The organism is Aeromonas sp. 30P, assembly GCF_051919805.1.
Lineage (GTDB): Bacteria > Pseudomonadota > Gammaproteobacteria > Enterobacterales > Aeromonadaceae > Aeromonas > Aeromonas veronii.
In genome coordinates this window covers 3469869-3490814 of record NZ_JBQBEA010000001.1, presented here as the reverse complement: position 1 = coordinate 3490814, position 20946 = coordinate 3469869, and the positions used below count along the sequence as shown (strand labels likewise).

18 protein-coding genes are annotated in these 20946 nt (G+C 59.6%); 5 read left to right on the top strand and 13 right to left on the bottom strand.

Annotation, left to right across the window (positions count from 1 at the left end; translation table 11 throughout):
- Positions 1-94: 94 nt before the first annotated feature.
- Entirely contained in the window at positions 95-742 is a 648-nt protein-coding gene (locus ACTG2B_RS16170) for a class I SAM-dependent methyltransferase (RefSeq protein WP_429116611.1), read from the top strand.
- 41 nt (positions 743-783) lie between these two features.
- On the opposite strand, the gene ACTG2B_RS16165 is transcribed toward ACTG2B_RS16170, so the two are convergent.
- Positions 784-2172 carry an NAD(P)/FAD-dependent oxidoreductase gene (locus ACTG2B_RS16165; protein ID WP_439996412.1) on the bottom strand — a complete coding sequence of 463 codons (1389 nt, stop codon included), beginning with the start codon at positions 2170-2172 and terminating at the stop codon, positions 784-786.
- 28 nt (positions 2173-2200) lie between these two features.
- Positions 2201-3124 (bottom strand): ABC transporter six-transmembrane domain-containing protein, encoded by a 924-nt coding sequence (locus ACTG2B_RS16160; RefSeq protein WP_439996410.1) that lies wholly within the window; start codon positions 3122-3124, stop codon positions 2201-2203.
- Positions 3125-3231: 107 nt separating this feature from the next.
- On the opposite strand from ACTG2B_RS16160, the gene ACTG2B_RS16155 reads away from it, so the two are divergent.
- From ACTG2B_RS16155 to ACTG2B_RS16145, 3 genes are all read left to right on the top strand, one after another.
- Positions 3232-3825, top strand: coding sequence for a TetR/AcrR family transcriptional regulator (locus ACTG2B_RS16155; protein WP_203118632.1), 594 nt, complete (start codon positions 3232-3234; stop codon positions 3823-3825).
- 107 nt (positions 3826-3932) lie between these two features.
- The gene (locus tag ACTG2B_RS16150) at positions 3933-5159 is read left to right on the top strand and encodes a winged helix-turn-helix domain-containing protein (protein ID WP_439996408.1); all 1227 of its coding nucleotides are present in this window, start codon (positions 3933-3935) and stop codon (positions 5157-5159) included.
- Between the two features lie 91 nt (positions 5160-5250).
- Complete coding sequence (locus tag ACTG2B_RS16145) at positions 5251-6000, top strand: substrate-binding periplasmic protein (protein ID WP_439996948.1); 750 nt, start codon at positions 5251-5253, stop codon at positions 5998-6000.
- A gap of 89 nt (positions 6001-6089) precedes the next feature.
- Here the strand turns inward: ACTG2B_RS16145 and ACTG2B_RS16140 are convergent, their stop codons facing one another.
- From ACTG2B_RS16140 to mscM, 10 genes are all read right to left on the bottom strand, one after another.
- A complete protein-coding gene (locus ACTG2B_RS16140; protein WP_439996406.1) occupies positions 6090-7214 on the bottom strand; it encodes a M20 family metallopeptidase in 1125 nt (374 codons plus the stop codon).
- 25 nt (positions 7215-7239) lie between these two features.
- Positions 7240-7707, bottom strand: a complete 468-nt coding sequence (locus ACTG2B_RS16135; protein WP_005335063.1) for a YjiG family protein — start codon at positions 7705-7707, stop codon at positions 7240-7242.
- The gene (locus ACTG2B_RS16130; protein WP_005335061.1) at positions 7704-8432 is read right to left on the bottom strand and encodes a nucleoside recognition domain-containing protein; all 729 of its coding nucleotides are present in this window, start codon (positions 8430-8432) and stop codon (positions 7704-7706) included. Before ACTG2B_RS16130 ends, ACTG2B_RS16135 begins: the two co-directional genes overlap by 4 nt.
- A 252-nt stretch (positions 8433-8684) precedes the next feature.
- Positions 8685-9041 (bottom strand): fumarate reductase subunit FrdD, encoded by a 357-nt coding sequence (gene frdD, locus ACTG2B_RS16125; RefSeq protein WP_005335059.1) that lies wholly within the window; start codon positions 9039-9041, stop codon positions 8685-8687.
- A gap of 10 nt (positions 9042-9051) precedes the next feature.
- Entirely contained in the window at positions 9052-9450 is a 399-nt protein-coding gene (locus ACTG2B_RS16120; protein WP_005335058.1) for a hypothetical protein, read from the bottom strand.
- 16 nt (positions 9451-9466) lie between these two features.
- A complete protein-coding gene (locus ACTG2B_RS16115; protein WP_005335057.1) occupies positions 9467-10201 on the bottom strand; it encodes a succinate dehydrogenase/fumarate reductase iron-sulfur subunit in 735 nt (244 codons plus the stop codon).
- On the bottom strand, positions 10194-11978 hold the full coding sequence (frdA, locus tag ACTG2B_RS16110) for a fumarate reductase (quinol) flavoprotein subunit (RefSeq protein ID WP_047437968.1): 1785 nt from the start codon (positions 11976-11978) through the stop codon (positions 10194-10196). The genes ACTG2B_RS16115 and frdA overlap by 8 nt, the downstream gene beginning before the upstream one ends.
- Before the next feature lie 509 nt (positions 11979-12487).
- Positions 12488-14365, bottom strand: coding sequence for a methyl-accepting chemotaxis protein (locus ACTG2B_RS16105; protein WP_005354019.1), 1878 nt, complete (start codon positions 14363-14365; stop codon positions 12488-12490).
- Between the two features lie 155 nt (positions 14366-14520).
- A complete protein-coding gene (locus ACTG2B_RS16100) occupies positions 14521-15204 on the bottom strand; it encodes a glycerophosphodiester phosphodiesterase (RefSeq protein WP_439996404.1) in 684 nt (227 codons plus the stop codon).
- 24 nt (positions 15205-15228) lie between these two features.
- Positions 15229-18510 (bottom strand): miniconductance mechanosensitive channel MscM, encoded by a 3282-nt coding sequence (gene mscM, locus ACTG2B_RS16095; RefSeq protein WP_439996402.1) that lies wholly within the window; start codon positions 18508-18510, stop codon positions 15229-15231.
- A 155-nt stretch (positions 18511-18665) separates the two neighbouring features.
- Here mscM and ACTG2B_RS16090 point away from each other — a divergent pair, with 155 nt between their 5' ends.
- Positions 18666-20003 (top strand): MATE family efflux transporter, encoded by a 1338-nt coding sequence (locus tag ACTG2B_RS16090; RefSeq protein ID WP_439996947.1) that lies wholly within the window; start codon positions 18666-18668, stop codon positions 20001-20003.
- A gap of 102 nt (positions 20004-20105) precedes the next feature.
- Here ACTG2B_RS16090 and ACTG2B_RS16085 read toward each other — a convergent pair whose 3' ends face one another.
- Positions 20106-20927: a peptidoglycan DD-metalloendopeptidase family protein gene (locus ACTG2B_RS16085; protein WP_323876080.1), complete on the bottom strand. Its 822-nt coding sequence runs from the start codon at positions 20925-20927 to the stop codon at positions 20106-20108.
- Between the last annotated feature and the right edge of the window lie 19 nt (positions 20928-20946).

The following is a 20946-nucleotide window of genomic DNA, read 5'->3' as shown; positions in this document are numbered from 1 at the left end:
AAACCCTTAAGGAGCAAAAAAAGTTGTCAGCGAGGCAGCGGGCAGGCAATCTGCGCCGCTGTTATCCAACAGGAATCCCCCAAGAGGAATAGCCATGTCATCCACCGTCAGCTGTCCCCTGTGTGCCAGCCATCGCAGTTATCCTCTGCCGGTGGCGGGCAAGCGCTATCATCGCTGCCTCGCGTGCGAGCTGGTCTGGCTGGATGAGGCGGATCATCTGGATGAGGCGGCGGAGAAGGCGGTCTATGACGGTCACGACAATCGGGTGGATGATCCCCGTTATCGCACTTTTTTGATGCGGGCTTTTGGCGAAGTGCTGGCGCGGGTGCCGCTACCTGCCAGTGGTCTCGATTTTGGCTGTGGCCCGGGCCCTGCGCTGGTGGCGATGGGGCGTGAGGCGGGTTACGACATGGTTGGATATGATAAGTTCTATGCCGACTTTCCCGAGTTGCTGACGCGTCAGTATGACTTCATCACCAGTACCGAGGTGATCGAGCACATTGCCGAACCGCGTGCCGTGCTTGACCGGTTGTGGGCCTGTCTCAAGCCCGGCGGCATGCTGGTGCTGCAGACTCAGCGGGTGCTCAGTGACGAGCGGTTTAAAAACTGGCGCTATCGCCACGACCCGACCCACATCGTCTTCTTTGCCGAGGCATCGTTTCAGGTGCTGGCCGCCAGCTGGCAGGCCGAACTCTGCTTCCCCCACGCCGATGTGGCGGTATTGCAGAAAGGCACGCCCTGAGGCGTGCCTTTGTCTGTTACTCGTCGGATTTTTGCCCGGCGCTACTCCTTGTAGCCCTTGTCCTGCCACTGGTAGTACATCAGGGCAGATTTGACGCCGATTGACTTGAACGGCTCTGGCGGCAGCCACATCGGCAGCGTCTGCTCCGCGTGGTTGAACCAGGGATGCTCCTTGCCCTGATAGAGGCTGGCTACAATGTCGCCAAACAGGAAGGATAGGTTGATGCCGTGGCCGTTGTAGCCGAGGGTGTAGTAGATGTTCTTGTGAGCCCCCATCACCCCCACCGCTTCGGTGCTGTCGCCGGTCATGCCGAGTACCCCGTCCCATACCTGCTCAAATTTGATCCCCTTGAGGGCCGGATAGAGGGTCACCAGCTCGGTCATCATCATCTCGCTGACCCGGTTGAGATCGCCCTTGTATTTGAGGCCATCGTTGAAGACGTACTCGGCATTGCCGCCACCGATGACGATGCGGTTATCCGGGGTCAATACCAGATGGAACAGGATGTTGCGGGTGTCGTAGTAGGGCACCCGACTCTGCCACTGGATGGCGGCCAGCTGCTTTTTGGTAAGCGGCTCGGTGACGGCGCTCTGGGCGTGCACCGGAAAGACCCGGCCGCTGAAGTAGCCAAGTTTTGAGGTATAGCCGTTGGTCGCCAGCACTATGCTGTCGGCGGTCACCTTGTACTTGTCGGCCACGTTCAGTTCGATCTGCTTCCCCTCCTTGATCCCGAGAACCGGGCTCTGTTCATAGATGGTGACGCCCGCGTGCTCCACCGCCTTGTGCAGGGCGTTGACCAGCTTCATGGCGTGTACCTGACCGCCATTGGGGTCGTAGACGGCGCCTGCGTAGCGGTCGGTGCCGAGTTTCTCTTCGGTGGTGTCGGCGTTCCAGTATTGCAGCGGGATGCCGAGGCGATTGGCGGTTTTCACATAGTCGCGGTACTCGGCGATATCCTCCTCATCGAGGATCGCCTCCACATAGCCATCGAGCTTGAGGTCGGCCTCGACGCCGGTTGAGGCGACCAACGCCTGCAGCTTGCGCATGCTGGCGACGGTGAGATCGTAGTGGCGCTTGCTCGCTTCCCCCTCTTCGTAGAGGTCCATCACCTCGGAGCCCGGCAACACCATGCCGCCGTTGCGGCCCGAGGCGCCGCTGCCCACCTGCTTGGCCTCGAAGATGGCGATCTTGAGCGACGGATTGGCCTTGGCCAGATGCCAGGCACTGGAGAGGCCGCTGTAGCCACCACCTATGATGGCGATATCCACCTTCATGTCTTGCGCCAGCGGGGCACTCTCCTCTGCCGGTTTCTCCTTGAACCAGTAGCTGGTGTTGGGCTCAAAGTCGCTCATCTTGGGGCCGCAGGCGGTGAGGAAAAAACAGCTGATGCACATGGTCAACGCTCGTTGGCAAAGGGTGGTCGGATTCATCTTCTACTCCGGTTACAGATACAAAATATCAAATCAGTTCATCGGGTTGGGTGGTGTTGACCCGGCGACCGATATCTCTCAGCCGGGCCAGCTGATCGGCAAGACCGGGCCCCTCATCCAGGCTGGTGACAAAGTTCCAGAGGTAGGTCATCACAGCATAGACATGGCCTGCCGAGACCTGGGGCTGGGCCATCAGCATGGTGATGGCCAGCAGGAACAGCAGGGAGGCGCTGATGCCGACCGCCAGAAAAGCGAGTGCCTCCCGATCCGAAATCCGGATACGGAGCCAGGCCAGCGCGCGGTAGTGGCGGGCGAGGCTGGCTGATTGGGCATGAGTGACCAGTTTGACTTCGTGTTCCAGCCGATCGTTGAGCCGCTCGTGCAGCAGCTGGTTTTTGCGTGAAAAGCCGGGCAGCAGCAGGCCGAACAGCAGCAATACCCCCATGCAGGCGATGCCGACCCAGAACTCGATCACCATCAGCATCACGGCCGCACCGACGATGGAGATCAGGCTGGTGGCCAGGATCGGGATATGTTTCTCGAAGAAGTCGACAAACTCCCGCGCCAGGGTGACCCGCGCCACTATGGTGGATTGCCCCTCCTGCTGCTGGCGCTGGGTCAGGATCACCGGCACCGCCAGTGCCGCATAGATATGGGTAAAGGTGCGGGTGTCGACCGCTCGGCGCAGGGCGCCGATGAGCCAGAACAGCAGCACGATCAGGGCGTAGCTTGAAGCCTGCCACCACTGGCCCTTGACGATGGCGTCGATGGCAAAGCCGGCGAACAGGGGATAGACCACCAGCAGGATGTTTTCGAGGGCCACCAGCGAGAAGGTGCCCGCCAGCTTGAGGGGATTGGCCCGTGCAATCGCCCCCAGCGAACGACCGGCCGAGTGTGGCAACGGCGTGGCCTGCTCGTCGCAACAGGCTGCCGAAGTGGTTGGTGTTGTCATGGGTTATCTCCTAAGATGTCGGAAACGCCAAGTTTGAGCGAGTGCTCAAAGTTTGTTTGAGCGACTGCTCAAAGTCAAGCAGATCGATTGATATCGCAGGAGGTCAGATGGCACGCCCATCAGCAGAACAGCGCAAAGAGATGATCATCGAGGCCGTACTGGCCCTGTTTCGAGAGAAGGGAATGGCGGCATCGTCAACCCGTGATATTGCCGAGCGTACCGGTCTGGCGCGCAGTCACGTCTACCACTACTTCAAGGATTGGAAGGAGCTCTGCCTCTGCGCCGTGGAGCGTTTCACCTATCAGGAGATCGCCGAGCAGCGGGAGTGGCTGTTGCCGCTGCCAGCCCGCGAAGCGTTGCCGCTCTTTGTGCGGGACAACCTGCCGACCAGTCAGGATGCCTCCTGGGCCATCTATCTGGATGCCTGGAACGAGTCACTGCGCGACCCGGTATTTGCCGAGAGCTACCGCAAAATCATTCTGGCGTGGCGCGAGGTGCTGGAGCAGATCCTGCAAAAGGGGATCGACAGCGGCGAGTTTGTGGCGGGCGATGCCCGGCGACTGGCGCGCCAGATCACCTCGCTCATCAACGGCTATGCCGATGACCTTATTCTGGAGCCGACCCCCGAGACGGTAGAGGCCACTTATCAAGAGATCATGCTGGTGGTCAATCAGCTGGTCTTGCCCCCGACTCACTCATAGCGGCGCAGGCAAAAAAGGGTGGGGAGGCATGCCAGCGTGGTGTCTCCCCCGGTTTTGTTGGCCATCCGCCGGGCGCGCGATGGCCAGATACCAGGGAGCGGTTGTTGATGTCGATTACCCATTTGTCACTGCAAGATGCCCGTCATCTGCAACTGGCGGCGCAGGGGCTGCTTGCCCCCCGTCGCAACAAGGCGACCCCGGCTGATCTGCTGGCCACCATTCGCCGCATGGCGCTGCTGCAGATCGATACCATCTCGGTGGTGGCGCGCAGCCCCTATCTGGTGCTGTTCAGCCGGCTTGGCCAGTACGAACCGAGCTGGCTGGAGCAGCTGCTGGCCGACGGCGAGATCTTCGAATATTGGGCCCACGAGGCCTGCTTTGTGCCCCGCGAAGATTACCGGCTGTTGCGCCATCGGATGCTCGACCCCGTCGCCATGGGCTGGAAGTTTTCGGCCAACTGGCTCGCTACCCATCAGCAGGAGATTGGCCAGCTTATCGAGCGCATTCGCCAGCACGGCCCGGTGCGGGCGGCTGACTTTGAACGCACAACCGGCAAGGGGAACGGCTGGTGGGACTGGAAGCCGGAGAAGCGCCATCTGGAGGTGTTATTTACCAGCGGTCAGCTGATGGTGCGGGAGCGGCGCAACTTTCAGCGGGTCTATGACCTTGCCGAGCGGGTCATCCCCGAGTGGAGTGACCAGCGGGATCTGCCAAGCGTCGAGCAGGCGCAGCGGGATATGGTGCGCGCCAGCTGCCGGGCGCTGGGGCTGGTCAAAACTGGCTGGGTTGCGGACTACTACCGGCTGCGGCGCGGCAAATATGACGCCCTGCTCCATCAACTGGCGGACGAGGGGGAGCTGTTGCCGGTACGAGTGGAGGGATGGCAGCACGGCGCCTTTGTGCACGCCTCGCTGGCCGATGAGCTGGCAAGGGCACAGGCGGGCACCCTCAAGGCAACCCATACCACCGCCTTGTCGCCGTTTGACCCGCTGGTGTGGGATCGCAAGCGAGCCAAGGATCTGTTCAACTTCGACTATCGCATCGAGTGTTATACCCCGGCCCCCAAGCGCCAATACGGTTACTTCGTGTTGCCCTTGCTCCATCGTGGCAAGCTGGTGGGCAGGATGGATGCCAAGGCCCATCGCCAGCAGGGGATCTTCGAGATCAAGAGCCTCTATCTGGAAGCCGGGGTGAGAGTGACCCGCACGCTTGCACAGGATCTGGCGAAAGCCCTGCAAAAGTTGGCTGACTGGCACCAGACGCCGCAGCTTCGTTATGGTGCCATTCCGGCCAATTTGCTGGCGTTGTGGCATGAAAGCGCCCCTGCAAAGTGAGCAAAATCCCTTCTGGGCTAAGCTGCAAGAGGGATCAACAGTCCGGGAGCGGGAGATGAAACGAGTGGCAACATGGTGGGCGGGATTGGCGATGGCCATCTTGTCCCCCGCGCTATGGGGGCAAGAGCCGCCAGTGAAGATCTGTCTGGGGGAGGGCAACGAGTGGGCCCCCTTTACCTACTGGGAGCGCAAGGACGGGGTGCCCGATACCAGCCGCCTGACCGGTTCGGCGACGACGCTGGTGCTCGATGCCCTGCAACAGAGCGGGCTCTCGCACCAGATCCGCTATCTGCCCTGGGCGCGGGTGCAGCAGGAGCTGGCGGATTATCGCCAGAATGGTCTGTGCGAGCTGACCTGGGATGCCAGCTACAAGCCGGAGCGGGCCGAGTTTGCCTTCTACAGCGTTCCCCTCTACTACACCCACCTCGGTTTCTTCTATCTCAAGCGCCGCTACCCCGAACCGCCGGATCTGCAGACGGTCAATCGTTCCCGGGTGTGCGGGGTGATTGGCTACAACTACACACCCTACGGGCTTGCGCAGGAGCCACGCCGGGTCAAGCAGTTGCAGCAGGCGCTCGATATGCTGGAGCGGGATCGTTGCGACTTTCTGCCGAGCGAAATCGAACCTCTGGTGGCAGGCATCAGCCTTGGCATCTACCGCAGCGAGAGCGGGTTGCTCAATCTCGCCCTGCCCAGCCGCAAGGGATTCTATCTGCTGGTGAGCAAGGGCTCCCCCCGCGGCCACCAGCTGGTGAACATCCTCAATCAGTCGCTGGTGGCATTTCAGGAAGGGGGGCATTCGGATGAGGTGATGCGCCGCTTCTTGCCACCGATGGAGTAATAGCGAAGGGGGGCTGTCATTCAGGAGGAACAGATGGACAGAGGGCCAGCCGGTGAAAACCGGCTGGCCCTTTTTTACGTGAGAGCTTGTCAGTCTGCCAGCCGGGTCAGTACCTTCACCAGCAGCTCGATGCGCGGGGCAATGCTGGCCAGATCCAGATACTCTTCGTCACTGTGGAAACCGGCACCGATAGGGCCCAGACCATCCAGAGTGGGGATGCCGAGGGCGGCGGTCAGGTTGGCATCGGAGCCGCCCCCAACCTCCTGCCAGCTGATCGGCAGCCCCAGTTCGGCGCCACACTCTTCCACCAGCAGCATCAGTGCCTGAGTACCCTCTGACGGCACCATGGCCGGTTTATGCGCCTCACGGGTCAGCTTGATGGTGACCCCGTCCAGATGGGGCCGCTCGACCAGGGTCAACAGATGATCGTTGACCAAGCTGTACTCCTGATTGTCCCAGAAACGGACATCCACCACCGCGCTGGCGTGGGCCGGCACTATGTTGGCACCGTTGCCACCCTCGACAATGCCGATGTTGAGGGTGGTGCCGCTCTCGAAGTTGGTCAGGGCGTTGATAGCCAGGATCCAGTGGCCCAGCTCGGTGATGGCGCTGCGCCCCTTCTGCGGTTCGTTGCCCGCGTGAGCCGCCTTGCCGGTGAAGTCGATGCGATAACGGGCCATCCCCTTGCGCGCCTTGACCAGCGAGCCATCCGCTCGGGCCGCTTCGGCCACCAGCACCTGTTTTGCCTGTTTAGCCACCGTTGCCAGCCAGTCGCTGGAGTGCAGGGAGCCGATCTCCTCATCCGGGTTCATGCAGACGCAGATGCTCAGGCGATCGCGCACCTCACGGGGCAGTTCACGCAGGGCATAGACGATGTTGAGCAGGCCGGATTTCATGTCGGAGACACCGGGGCCGTAGGCGCGCTCACCATCGATGCTCATCGGGCGGGCGGCGGCGGTGCCGACCGGGAAGACGGTATCCATATGGCCGATCAGCATTACATCGATCTGCGCCGCTTCGGGCTGGTTGCGGATCTCCAGCCCCACCCCCGCGGCGCCACAGTCGACCCGCTTGATCTGCCAGCCGCCCATCACCTCATATTTGGCGGCCATCAGGTCGGCCACTGCCGCAATGCCCGGCTGGTGCAGGGATCCGCAATCCAGATTGATCAGCGGGGCCAGTTCGGTCAGGTATTGATCCAGAGAAAAAGTCATTGCTTGCTCCACTATCAGGTTCGGGTCAGAGAAGGATGTTCATCACCAGCATGGCGCCGAAGGCGTTGAGTACCGAGATGGCGACCATGATGGGGATGTAACGCCCTTCGGTGCCGATGCAGCCGAGGATGCGGCCCATGTACTGCACCTGTGAGCCCATCAGGTAGATGGCTGGCGCCAGAATGGCGATGTGGGTGCCGTTGAGGATGCCCTGATCGAACAGGGTGATGACCACACCGACCGCGCCACCCATCGACATCCAGGCGCCGATCAACACGGCTGCCGCCTCACCGGGTAACCCGAAGATGGCCATGACAGGGGAGAAGATGGCGCCCATGGCATCCAGCGCGCCGGTGATCTGCAGCGCCTTGATGATGACGAAGGCCATCAGTACGTTGGGTACGGTGGAGGTGGTGGCGATGACCCAGCCCTTCTTGGCCCCTTCGACGAAGATATCGGTGACGATGGGTTTCTTGATGTTGGCCTGGCTCATTTGGCTTGCTCCTGAGTGTTGAGGGTCTGCTGGGTGTTGTTATCGGTCTGCTTGCCTTCGCTCATATTGAGGTAGACCCGGAACAGGTTGGCCCCGACAAATTTGAAGGCGAACATCACGATGACAGCCAGACCGATGGAGGAGCTGACCGCCGGGCTGCCATCTGCCAGCGTCAGGGTGAACAGCACGGCGCCGGAGGAGAAGAAGTTGACGATGGTGGCACCAGCGGAGAACTGGAACATGGTGAACACGTCGGTTTCACGCTTGGTGATGAGCCCTTCATCCTTGAGCTGACGAGTCATGGCGGCACCGGCATCGGTACTCTGCAGGGAGGCGATCAGTGCCAGACCTGTATTGCCCGGGATCCCCATCAGCGGACGCAGCAGCGGGGTCAGCAACTTGCGGGCCGCTTCCAGCGCGCCGTAGTGCTCCAGCACATTGATCATACCGAGGGCAAACATCACGGTGGGGATCAGGGTCAGGGCGAACAGAAAGCCGTCTCTCGCCCCGTTGCCCCCCTTGCCGCGCATGTCGGTCATGGCGGTCTTGATGCCGTCACCATTCTCGCTGACGCTCTGGACCATGGTGCCGAACGAGCCGTTCAGCGTGGTGAAATCGAATACCCCGTACCACTCGCCGGATTGCAACAGTCCGGAGAAGAAGACCACGGCGAAGGCCAGAGCCAGGTAACTGCCTATGCTCACCGAGCGTGTTTTGTCTGTCATTAGCTAGCTCCATATGAATAATTATTTAATCTGAATAATTATAATTGATATGGATGTCACTAAATTGATGGTGGTCAAAATGGTTTGCTACAAATGACGAATGTATTGGTGTTATGTGACTGCGATCGCCATATGCTTGGACGATAATCTGGTTTTTATCGAATTGTTTGAGTGAATAAAAAGCAGGGGCGGGAAAGTGGGGCAATAAAAAACCGGGCACGAGGCCCGGTTTGGTCAATCAGTCAGATGTGATTACTGGAGTACCAGTACCATCAGCAGGCCGACACTAATGGCAGATACCAGGAAGGCAAAGCCATAGAACACATAGTGGTGCAGCTTGGTGGTGTGGATCCCGAGATCATGCAGACCGTGGTAGATACGGTGCATGCCGTGCCAGACTGGCAGGGCGATGATCACCAGCAGGATGCAGGCACCCCACCAGGAGCTGGCGAACGCGTGCACGCGGTCATAGCTCATGGTTTCCACGTCCATGATGCCCATGGGCACCAGCAGACCGGTGATGAGGACAATGACCGGCAGCAGCATGGCAACGACCATGCCACCCGCACCAAACAGACCCCAGTAAATTGGTTCGTCAGAACGTCTCATTGTTTTCTCCTCAGGCCACGATGATCAGGACAAGCAGGGACACCACCGCCAGCGCCACATACTGGGCGAGAACGATCGGCTTCTCCGGCACCAGGTCTTCACCACGGAAGATACGCATGGCTTTCGGCGCCAGGGCGAACCAGGTTTTGGCATGGAACAGGCACGCCGCCAGAGCGACGACATGGAACAGGATGGCGATCGGGCTTTGCAGGGATTCCAGCCAGCCGTTGAACGCTTCCTGACCCTGAACCAGGCGCATCAGGCCCCACATCAGCACAACGGCGTAGATGGAGACGAAGATACTGGTGCCTTCACGGATCATGTAACCGGTGTAGAAGGCGTTCTTCAGCCACCAGTCTTTCTTCATTTCGCGGACGTAAGGTTTACGTTTGCTATCAGTGTTGTTCATGGTCTCAATCCTGCTCTCAATCTGGCTTGAACATGGCGATCATGTAGTCCTTGGCGCTTTCGACCTTGCCAAGCTGGATGGCCGCCGCCGGATCGACGCCCTTCGGGCACACTTCGGAGCAGTAGCCCACGAAGGTACAGCCCCAGACGCCTTCGTCCTGGCTGATGATGCGCATACGCTCTTTGGCACCAGCATCGCGGTTATCGACGTTGTAGCGATAGGCCAGAGCCAGTGCCGCCGGACCGGTGAACTTCTTGTTGATGCCGTACTGCGGGCAGGCCGCGTAGCAGAGACCACAGTTGATGCACTGGGAGAACTGCTTGTACTGCGCCATCTGGGCCGGAGTCTGGATGTACTCGCCATCACACAGGCTGCGCGGCTCGCTCGGGATGATGTACGGCTTGATGCTCTCCAGCTTCTCGATGAAGTCGGACATGTCGACCACCAGATCGCGCTCGATCGGGAAGTTGTTGAGCGGCTCGACGGTCATCTTGCCCGGCAGGTAGTCGCGAAGGAACGCCTTGCAACCCAGCTTGGGCACACCGTTGACCATCATGCCGCAAGAGCCGCAGATCGCCATCCGGCAGGACCAGCGGAAGCTCAGGGTAGAGTCCAGGTGATCCTTGATGTACTGCAGGGCGTCCAGCAGAGACATCTCTCTCTGGTATGGCACCTGGAAGGTTTGCATCCAGGGCTCGTTATCCTGTTCCGGACGGTAGCGCAGGATCTCAATTTCAATCATCTCAGCCATTCTTTTTAGCCTCGTCTTGTTTCTCACCCTCGGAGCCGTACACGCGTTTTGCCGGCTGGGACTTAGTGATCTTCACATCGGAGTAATCGATGGAGGGCGTTTCGCCATTTTTGTAGAACGAGAGCGTGTGCTTGAGGAAGTTCACGTCATCGCGCTCTTCGTAACCATCCAGACGCTGGTGGGAACCGCGGGACTCTTTACGATTGATGGCGGAGTGCGCCATGGCTTCAGCCACGTCCAGCATGTAACCCAGTTCGATGGCGTACAGCAGATCGGTGTTGAAGACAGAGGACTTGTCGTTGATTTTGACCTTCTTGTAACGGGCTTTCAGCTCGTTGATCTTGTCGATGGTGCCCTGCATCAGCTCTTCGGTACGGTAGATACCGACACCGGCTTCCATGGACATGCCCAGCTCGTTGCGGATATCGGCCGGGTTTTCGGTACCGTCTATGTCCATCAGGGAGAGGTGCTGCTTGATGAGCGCCTCAGCCTTGGCGGCCAGTGCTTCGGTATTGCCATGCTTCTGAGTCTTGGCAAATTCACCAGCCTGCTCACCGGCCAGCTTGCCGAATACCACGATCTCGGACAGGGAGTTGGAACCCAGACGGTTGGCACCGTGCAGACCGACGGAGGCACATTCGCCCGCGGCGTAGAGGCCGGGCAGACGGGTGGCACACTTGTTGTCGGTCTCGATACCACCCATGGTGTAGTGGGCAGTCGGACGTACCGGGATAGGCTCTTTGGCCGGATCCACGTTGACGTAGGCTTTGGCCAGTTCGCAGATGAACGGCAGACGCTCTTTCAGGTACTTCTCGCCGAGGTGACGCAGGTCGAGGTGAACCACATCGCCCATCGGGCCCTGAATGACGCGGCCTTTCTGTTGCTCTTGCCAGAATGCCTGGGAAACGCGGTCGCGCGGACCCAGTTCCATGTATTTGCTCTTCGGCTGGCCGATCGGGGTTTCCGGGCCCAAGCCGTAGTCTTGCAGGTAGCGGTAGCCATCCTTGTTCAGCAGGACGCCACCCTCACCACGACAACCTTCGGTCATCAGGATGCCGGTGCCCGGCAGACCGGTCGGGTGATACTGGACGAATTCCATATCACGCAGCGGTACGCCGTGACGGTAGGCCAGTGCCATGCCGTCGCCGGTGACGATGCCACCGTTGGTGTTGTAGCGATAGACACGGCCAGCGCCGCCGGTTGCCACGATCACGGATTTGGCCTGGATGAAGCGGGTGATACCGTTCTGGATGTCGAAGGTCAGTACGCCCTGGACACGGCCGTCGTCCACGATCAGATCAAGGCAGAAATGCTCGTCGAAGCGCTTGATGCTCGGGTATTTGACGGAGGTCTGGAACAGGGTGTGCAGAATATGGAAACCGGACTTGTCTGCGGCGAACCAGGTACGCGGAACCTTCATGCCACCAAACGGACGCACGTTGGCTTTGCCATCCGGCTTGCGGCTCCAAGGGCAACCCCAGTGCTCCAGCTGGATCATCTCTTTGGTCGCGTTGTTGACGAAGTATTCCACAACGTCCTGCTCGCACAGCCAGTCACCACCGGAGACGGTGTCGTTGAAGTGGTTTTCGAGGGAGTCGTCATCACGGACGACACCGGCGGCGCCGCCTTCGGCAGCAACCGTGTGGCTGCGCATCGGGTAAACCTTGGAAATCAGGGCGATGTCCAGGTCTGGCTGTGATTCGGCTATAGCGATAGCGGCGCGTAAGCCGGTACCGCCAGCACCGATGATGGCCACATCGGTCTTGATAATATCCACATCTGCCTCCTTAGGGATAGATTTGCTGGGCACGATTTTGCTCTATGAAAAAAATTCAGGCTTGATGCAAGTCAAACTGCTAGGTTTTATTCCCTTTTTATTGGCTATTTTTCTATAAAACACCCAAATCCCTGGATGAAAATGTCGTTATTATCGTCATTTTTTGGTGTTGCTGAGCAGTTGAACACCTAGCTACGAGTACTTTAACTTCTGGATTGTACGTAGTTTTCTTTCAATAAAATGCGAATCACCTCTCTTTTTAGGTACTCGCGAAAAAAATTTTAAGTTTTTTATTGTAATTTTTTAATGAGAATTATTGGCATTTATCTATTCGGATAGAAATATGTAATCCGAAATGCGGCGGTGACCACGGCGGTGATCTGATAATTCCAGACGAATTACAAGGATTTCAAGGTGGGGTATTTGGCGGGTAATGTGAGATTACTCACTGAAAATTAAGCGCTATTTAGAAAAATAAAAGGGGCCTGTACGGCCCCTTTTGCTCATGCTCAAATGCGGAACATGCCGACCTGATTGCTCAGTTCACCCGAAATATTTTTAAGTTGTTCAGAGAGATGGCGTGAGCTGTCTGCATCCACTGCCAGTTCGTCCGAGACATCTTTCACTGCCTGAATGTTGCGGCTTACCTCGTCGGTGACGGCCCGCTGCTCTTCAGCCGCGCTGGAGATCTGGGTCGCCATGTCGGAGATCTGGTTGATCGAGGTGGTGATCTGCTCCAGCGCATGGGTGGCGTTGTTGGCGTCATCCACGCTGTTCTGGGCCAGCAGCTGGCCTTCGTGCATGGTGCTGACCGCCCCTTGGGTATTGCGTTGCAGGGTTTCGATCATATTGCGGATCTCGACGGTGGAGCTGTGGGTACGCTGTGACAGAACGCGCACCTCGTCGGCTACCACCGCAAAGCCGCGGCCCTGTTCACCGGCACGTGCCGCTTCGATGGCTGCGTTGAGTGCCAGCAGGTTGGTCTGCTCGGCGATGCCCTGAATGGTGGAGAGGATGGTGTTGATCTCCTGAGCGTTTTTCTCCAGTTCCTGAATGATGTTGGAGGCCTGTTCCACCTGGGTGGCCAGATCGGTGATGGAGCGCTGGTTGCGGGCAATCACCTGCTTGCCATGCTCGCAGCTGCTGGAGGAGCTGCGGGCCGCTTCGGCGGTCTGCTCGGCGTTGCTGGCGACCTCGACTGCGGTGGCTGACATCTCGTGTACCGCAGTGGCGATCTGGGAGATCTCGTTTTGCTGGCGTGCCAGCCCCTGATTGGCCTTCTCCGCCATGCTGTGGGAGGACTTGGCCTGCTGGTTGAGTTGGCCGGAGGAGTTGGAGATATCCTGCACCATCACATGGATCCGCTCGATGAAGGTGTTGACGTGTTTGGCAACCGCGCCTACTTCATCCTCACGTTCAATCTTGATGCGGCGGGTCAGATCGCCGTTGCCACGGGAGAGATCGGCAATCGCTTCGCCCAGGGTTTTCAGAGGGGCCAGCGAGCTGTTGATGGCGACATAGGAGAAGCCTGCCACGATCAGTATGGTGATAAGCCCCTGAATGAGGGAGGAGGTAACCATGCGGCGTACCGACTGGTAGGCGATCTCTTCATCCACCATCATGCCGTAATACCAGTTGGTATTGGGAATGGCATTAAAGTCGTAGACCTCTTTCTTGCCGCTGATCACCAGCTCGTTGATCATGCCGTCATGGGCGACCTGATTGATGTAGGCGGCAGTCAGTTCCGGTGCCAGAGCGGTGGCGGATTTCAGGCTCAGGGAGGCATCGGGGTGCGCGATGATGGTGCCATTGCTGTCCACCAGCATGGCGTAGGTGCCCTCGGTGGTGACCGCCAGAATGTCCGAGATCAGTGAGCTGATGGAGACGTCACCGGCGATGACCCCCTGGGTATTGCCGCGCTGGAACGGCTCGGCAATGGTAACAATCAGCTGGCCGGTGGAGATATCGGCATAGGGGGCTGTGATGACCAGCTTGCCTGCGGCGGCCGCGTCCTTGTACCAGGGGCGTTGACGGGGGTCATAACCGGCGGGCAAGTCGGTTGGTTTGCTCTGGATCATCTTGCCGTCTGCGGTACCGGCATAGACCAGGTCGAAGCCACCGGCATTCATGGACTGTGCCAGATGACTGATGGGCTCATCTTCTTTGGCGAATGCTTCCTTGGTGGTGCTGACCATGCTGATCCGGGAGTCGACCCAGCGGGAGATCCCCTTGACGTTGGCCATGGAGCTTTCGTCGATGATGTTCCAGACCAGTCGCTGGGTCTCGCTGCGCAGTTGCGAGGTGTTGTACCAGACCTGCAGGCAGGTGATCACCAAAATGATGACCCCGATAGCCAGGACAAGCTTGTTTTTAATGGATAAGTTCATAGTTACATCCTTGTGAGCGTCAGTCTGAAGTGTGTGTGGAATCTAGTTATTGTTATGAGCCTCTGTTTATCGGCTGAAGTTGAACTCTTTGTATCCCGGTCAGCTATTTAAAGTTAGTGCCTAAATCAGTGGTTATCCATGCGCGTATCCCCCCCTTACTGCGCCAGAAAACGATCTGGTCGATTGGTGAAGATTCCATCGACCCCCATGCTAGAGAGCGTTTCATAATCTTCTGGATAATCAACGGTATAAACCAGAACTTTGAGCCCTCGGCGATGTGCATCATCGACCAGCGCGGTGTCGATGAAATCAACATCGCAATTGATGGACCAGGCCCCCAGCTCGTCGGCAAACTGCGCCAGGTTGAGCGGCAGGTTGGCGGTCAGGGCACCGAGCCGGATATCGGGCCGCAAGGCGGCAAATCGGGCCAGCTCCGGGTGGTGGAAGGAGGAGACCACCCACTGGCCGGGAGTAAAGCCCAGCTCGGCCTCTGCCCGTCGGGTCAGGGCTGCCACCGCATCGGCGGTATGGGCCCCCTTGAGCTCGATATGCAGCTCGCAGCGTCCGGCGATGATCTCCATCACCTGCCACAGGGTCGGGATCACCTCTCCTTCACCGGCATCGAGTTGCTCCAGATATGAGCGGGATTGTTCGGTCAGCACCCCCTTGCCATTGGTGCAGCGCTCCAGCCGCCGGTCGTGGAAGACCCACAACTCGCCATCGGCCGCCTGCACGTCGATCTCGATGGCTGACGCTCCCAATTCCAGCGCTTTGGCCATCGCCTTGAGAGTGTTTTCGGGGGCCAGGCCGCTGGCGCCACGGTGGGCAATAATCTGCATGTTCTGCTCCTTTTACCTCGCGGATCAGCCGCGGCTCAGGTGAATGTCGATCTGTTGATGGGGCAGGGTAAGTCCCTGCTGCTGCATCTTCTCCAGCACCAGCGAGTGAACCTCGTGAGTGATGGGCATCCGGTGATCCATGTTGTTGACGTAGAGGCGGATCTCGTAGATCAGTGCCGAGTCGGTGAATTCGATCAGGAAGACCTCTGGCGTCGGCGTCTCCAATACCAGGGTCGATGCTTGGATGGACTCTTCCAGAATGCGCTGCACCAGTTTCGGATCCCGGGTCAGGCCGATCCGGATCCGCAGTTTGACCCGGGTGATGGCATCGGAGAGCGACCAGTTGATGAACTGTTCGGTGATGAAGGCCTTGTTGGGCACGATGATCTCCTTGCGATCCCAATCCACTATGGTGGTGGCCCGGGTCTTGATCTTGGTGACGGTGCCGGTGAGATCGCGGATGGTGACGGTGTCACCGAGCCGGATTGGCTTCTCAAACAGGATGATGAGGCCTGAGACAAAGTTGGCGAAGATCTCCTGCAGACCGAAACCCAGCCCCACCGAGAGGGCGGCGACCAGCCACTGGGTCTTCGACCAGTCGATGCCCAGCATGGAGAAGCCGGTGAGGGCACCGATCAGGATCACCAGATATTTGCTGGTGGTCGTGAGGGCAAAGCCGGTACCCGGGGAGAGGCTCAGGTGTTGCAGCAGGGTCAGCTCCATCAGCCCCGGCAGGTTGCGGGCTGTCACCACGGTCAGAATGAAGACGAAGGCGGTCAGCATCAGATCCTGCAAGGTGATGGCCGAGAGCTGCTCGATGCCGCCAATCTTGCTGCTCACCTGCCACACCTCGATATTGCTGAGGAAGCTGAAGGCGGAGTTGAGATCCGACCATTGCACCACCACCAGCATGGTGAAGCCCAGCATCAGCAGGGTGCGCACCAACCCCAGCGACTGTGCGCTGATGGTATCGAGATCCAGCTCAGTCTCTTCCACCACGTCCGGGGTTTCGGAGCTGAGCTCGTCATGCCCCTCTTCCCGGCCGCGCTGGGCCAGGATCTCGGCCCGCTTGCTCTTGGCACGCTCGAAGGCGAGGCGGCGGCGCTGGATCAGCATCCAGCGTCTGGCCAGATAGTAGATCAGCAGGCAACCCAGCCCCATCAGCAGGCTAAGCTCCAGCTGGCGCAGCAGGGTGCGCGAGGTATAGAAGTAGCCAAACAGGGCGCCGATCACCGCCAGCAGCGGCGCCAGCATCAGGCTGTTCCAGATGAAGTGGTGTAGCAGATGGGGCTTGGTCATGTCGGTCTGGCCCCAGGTGAGCGGCAATCGCTCCCGGTTGAGGCGGGCAAAAAAGAGCAGCAGCCAGAGTGCACCGATCATGAAGGCCATCCGGCCGAGGGAGTCGTAGAAGGCGTGCTCCTGATAGCTGTTGGCCATCCCCTGCACAAAGAAACTCGGGATCAGCACCAGCAGCAGGGTGCGAAACTGCCCCCACACCTTTTGCACCTGTTCCCGAGGCCAGCGGAAGTGGTGGATCAAAATCCCCCGCTCCAGCGTCAGGTGGCGAGCCATCACCAGTGCCAGCAGCAGAAACCAGATCTCGCCAAGGCCGCGCGCCACCGCCACCGCAAACGGGTATTGCCAGGCCCCTTCGAGCAGGCCGCGCACCATCAGTATCATGGCGGGCAAGGGGAGGGCGGCAAGCAGGGAGCGCAGCAGCAAGCGGCTGGTGAGGCTGAATTTGTCCTGAGTTACCTTGCCGATCCGCGGCGCAATATGGTCGCAATAGAGGCTCAGGTGACGGGCCAGCTTGAACCAGCTCCAGGCCAGCACCAGCAGACCAATACCGGCCAGCGTGAGGCTTAGCGGGCTGTTTTCGGCGATGGCGTAGGGCAGTTGCAACCAGTTGTCCGGGTTGAAGGCCAGAGTCAGCGCGGCGGGAATACCGAGCATGACCTGTGGGGTAAAGGGGCGCACATCCGGCATCCAGAACAGGTGGCTGGCACTGATCTCACGGATCTCGTCGATCTTGCTGTTCTGACGGCTGTAGAGCAGTTTGAGGCGGGTCTGCTCCTGAATGAGGGTGTCTGAGGCGTCGTTGAGCCGGGTCAGCAGCTGGCGCCGGGCCTTGAGCAGGTTGTCGAGCACCGCTTGCTGCGGTCGATCGAGCGTTACCTCCTCTTCGGCCATCAACTTGTCGCGCAGCTGGCGGGTATCCTTGAGCCCATCCTGCTCGCTCTCGTACTGGTACTTGGCCATGCGGGCGCTGACGATGGCTGACTCCAGCTTGTCGAGGGGGAACTGGGGAGGCAGATCGGAGAGTTTACTGCGCAGGTTCTCGCCGTAGGCATTACTGATCTGCAGCCACTCCAGCTGTTCGCGCACCGAGTTGACCAGCTCATTCAGCTCAAACAGATTCTTGTCGACGCTGCGCTGCTCATCCTGCACCCGCTCAATTTGATCTTCCAGTGTGCCGAGCTGGATGGAGAGCGCCTGATTCTGCTGTTGTTGCTCCAGCAGCAGCGGCATGTCGGTGGTGAGCTGTTTGCGCAGCCGCTCGCTCTCCTCCAGCGCCTGCTCGGTCTTCTCCCGCCGTAGCTGGTTCTGTTGGGTCAGCAGGCTGGCTTGCCACTCATCCTCGTCGGCGATGGCCAGATTGAGCTCCTGCAGCTTCAGCTTGCCGAGATCGTTGCGCTGCTGGGCCGAGAGCTGCTCCAGCTCCAGCATCTGGATCCGGTCGGAGAGGCTCTGCTCTTTCATTCTGGTCAGCAGCAGTTGTGCCTCATGCTGGCGATCCGATTCGCTGCTGAAGCTCAGTCGCTCCAGCTGACTGCGGGTCAGTTGCAGCTGCTTGCGCAGATCGTCCACCCGCAGGTGATACTCCTGCCCGGTGCTCTCCAGCTGGTTGAGGCTGTCCATCACCCCCTGCCGCTCCTTGCGCAGGTTGAGCTGGCGGTTGCTGCTCAGGCCAATGGCCTGGCGCAGCGCCTCCTCCTTGAGGCTCGCCAGCGGCGGGCGAGCGGCGGGCTGATAGTTGTGCAGGCTCTCCTTGAGGCGTGCCGACTCCTTGGGGTAATCGATAAGGATCTGCTGATAGGCTTTACTCTGCTCCCGGTAACGCTCGGCCTCTCTGGCAAATTGCAGCGCCTGCTGGTAGCTCTCCCGCAGCTTCTGGTTTTCCGGGGTATCGCTCTTGGGCACGCTCTGCAACAGGGATTCGGCCTGGGCAATGGCATCGTTGGCGCGCACGGCTGGCGGCAACAAGATAAGGGAGAGCAGCAAGAGGGTGAGCAGGCGTTGCAACATGAGGCTCGTTTCCGTTCAGAAGAGGTGGCCCTAGCCTAAAACAGGGCAGGGAGGCGGGTAAAGCAGTCTATATTAATGATTCATAACACAAATAACAGGAAGTCGTGCTGCCGTTTCGCTATGATCCCGGCCGCTTTCTCTCCACCGAGTCGAATATGTCAGCTGTTGATCTGGGCACAGCCCCGCTATCTCGCCTTTTCTGGCGTTACGTAACCCCGACCGTTGCGGCCATGCTGATCACCGGCATCTATGTCACCATCGATGGCATCTTCGTTGGCCATGTGCTGGGTCAGGATGGGATGGCCGGTCTGATGCTGGCTTATCCCATCTGCGCCGTGCTCTATGCGGTAGGGGCGCTGATCGGCATGGGGGCCTCGTCGCTGGTCTCCTTCTATCTGGGGCAGGGCAACCCGGCCAAAGCCCGCCATATCGTCGGCAATGCGCTGGTGATGGTGTTGCTGGCCTCGGCACTGCTCAGTTTTATCGGGATCCGCTATGGCGAGCCCATGCTGGCCTGGATGGGGGCGGAGGGGGTGATCTTCACCGCCGGGCTCTCCTACCTGCAGGCCTACGCTTGGCTTGGTGTCTTTGCGGTGCTGTCGATGGCGTTCAGCTCGCTGCTGCGCAACGATGGCCGCCCCGGATTTGTCACCCTCATCATGGTGGTCGGGGGGCTGCTCAACGTGCTGCTCGACTATCTGCTGATGGTAGTGTTTCCGTTCGGACTGGCCGGGGTGGCGACCGCCACTATGCTCTCCCAGGCGGTGACGGGCCTTGCCTGCCTGTGGCACTTCTTCACGCCGCGCAGCCAGCTGCGGATAAGCTGGGACACCCTGCGCCCCGATCTGCGGCTGATGGGCGAGACGGTGCGCCTCGGGATCTCCAGTTTTCTGATGTACCTCTATCTCTCTGTGGTGCTGGCGCTGCACAACAAGGCGTTGCTGGCGGTCGGCACTTCGCTGCATGTGGCGGCCTACGGGGTGATCAGTTACACCGAGGCCTTCTTCTATCTGGTGTTCGAGGGGATCGCCATGGGTATCCAGCCCATCGCCAGCTTCAACGCGGGCGCCGGTCACTGGCGGCGGGTGTTGCGGATCCGCAATCTGGCACTCGGAGTGACGTTGGGGATCGCCCTGTGCGCCATGTTCCCGCTCTATCAGTGGCCGGAGGCGGCGGTCTATCTGTTTGCTGGCGACAACGCTACCCTGCTGCCGGTAGCGAGCCTCGGGATCTGGCTCTACTTCTGGGGGCTGCCGATGGAGGGCTTGCTGCTGGTGGGGGCCACCTACTTCCAGGCCATCAATCGGGCCCGCATCGCCTCCCTGCTCACCGGTGGCAAGCTGGTGCTGATCGGCGGTTTCTTGTGGGGATTCTCGACCCTGTGGGGCGTGCCCGGGGTCTGGCTGGCATTGCCAACGTGCAGCTCCTTGCTGGTGTTGGTGATGTGGCGGGCGATGCGTCGGGAGTCCGGCGCCCACGCGCTGGCCGGATAGGTAATCAGGTTCGACGTGCAGATAGCATACAGGCAGCCATGGGCTGCCTGTTTTGTTATCGGACTTTTGTTCGTGGATATTTTGTTAACGGGCTCTGCCGATTCAGGGCTTGAAGGCACCGATAAATATGGCGGGATCGACCCGTGTGTCGTTGAGGCTGACGTTCCAGTGCATATGGGGGCCGGTAGCGCGGCCGGTCGAACCGACTCGCCCGACGATGCCGCCACGTGGCAGGCTCTGGCCGAGCTTCACATCTACCTTCGACATGTGGCAGAACATGCTGATGAGCCCCTGACCGTGGTCGACAAAGACGGTATTGCCATTGAAGAAGTAGTTGCCGATCAGGATCACCTTGCCTGCGGCGGGGGACTTGATCGGGGTGCCGGCGCCCACTGCGAAGTCGAGGCCGGAGTGGGGATTGCGCTCCTCGCCATTGAAGAAACGACGCAGGCCAAACGGGCTGGAGAGGGGGCCGTTGACCGGCTTGTCGAACATCAGGTTGCTCGGCTGGTTGGGGCTGAAGGTCTGGTAAGCCCGGGTCTGCTCCGCCAGCTCGCGGTTGATACGTGTCATATCCTCGGCGAGCGGATTGACCTGACGGCTGTTCTTGAGCTTGATGTGCTGCTCGCGGTAGTGCTTGGGGGTGACGGTGAAGCCGAGAGTACGGTCATCACCTGTGGTCAGTTGCTGGGCCCCAAGCGGGTTTTTGAGAGAGATGCCGACGATGGCGATCCACTGGTTGTCTTCGCGCACCACCAGCACGGGTTTGTCGTGATAGCGGGCCGTGGGGGCAGTGGGTGACGCGCCAAGAGGGATCACCGCAACGCCACCCGGCACCGGATGGTTGAGCAGGCGACTGATAAAACCCTCGGCCAGGGCTGACTGGCTGGCCAGTAACAACAACAGACAACAAACAACTCTCATGACGATACCACTCGATGTT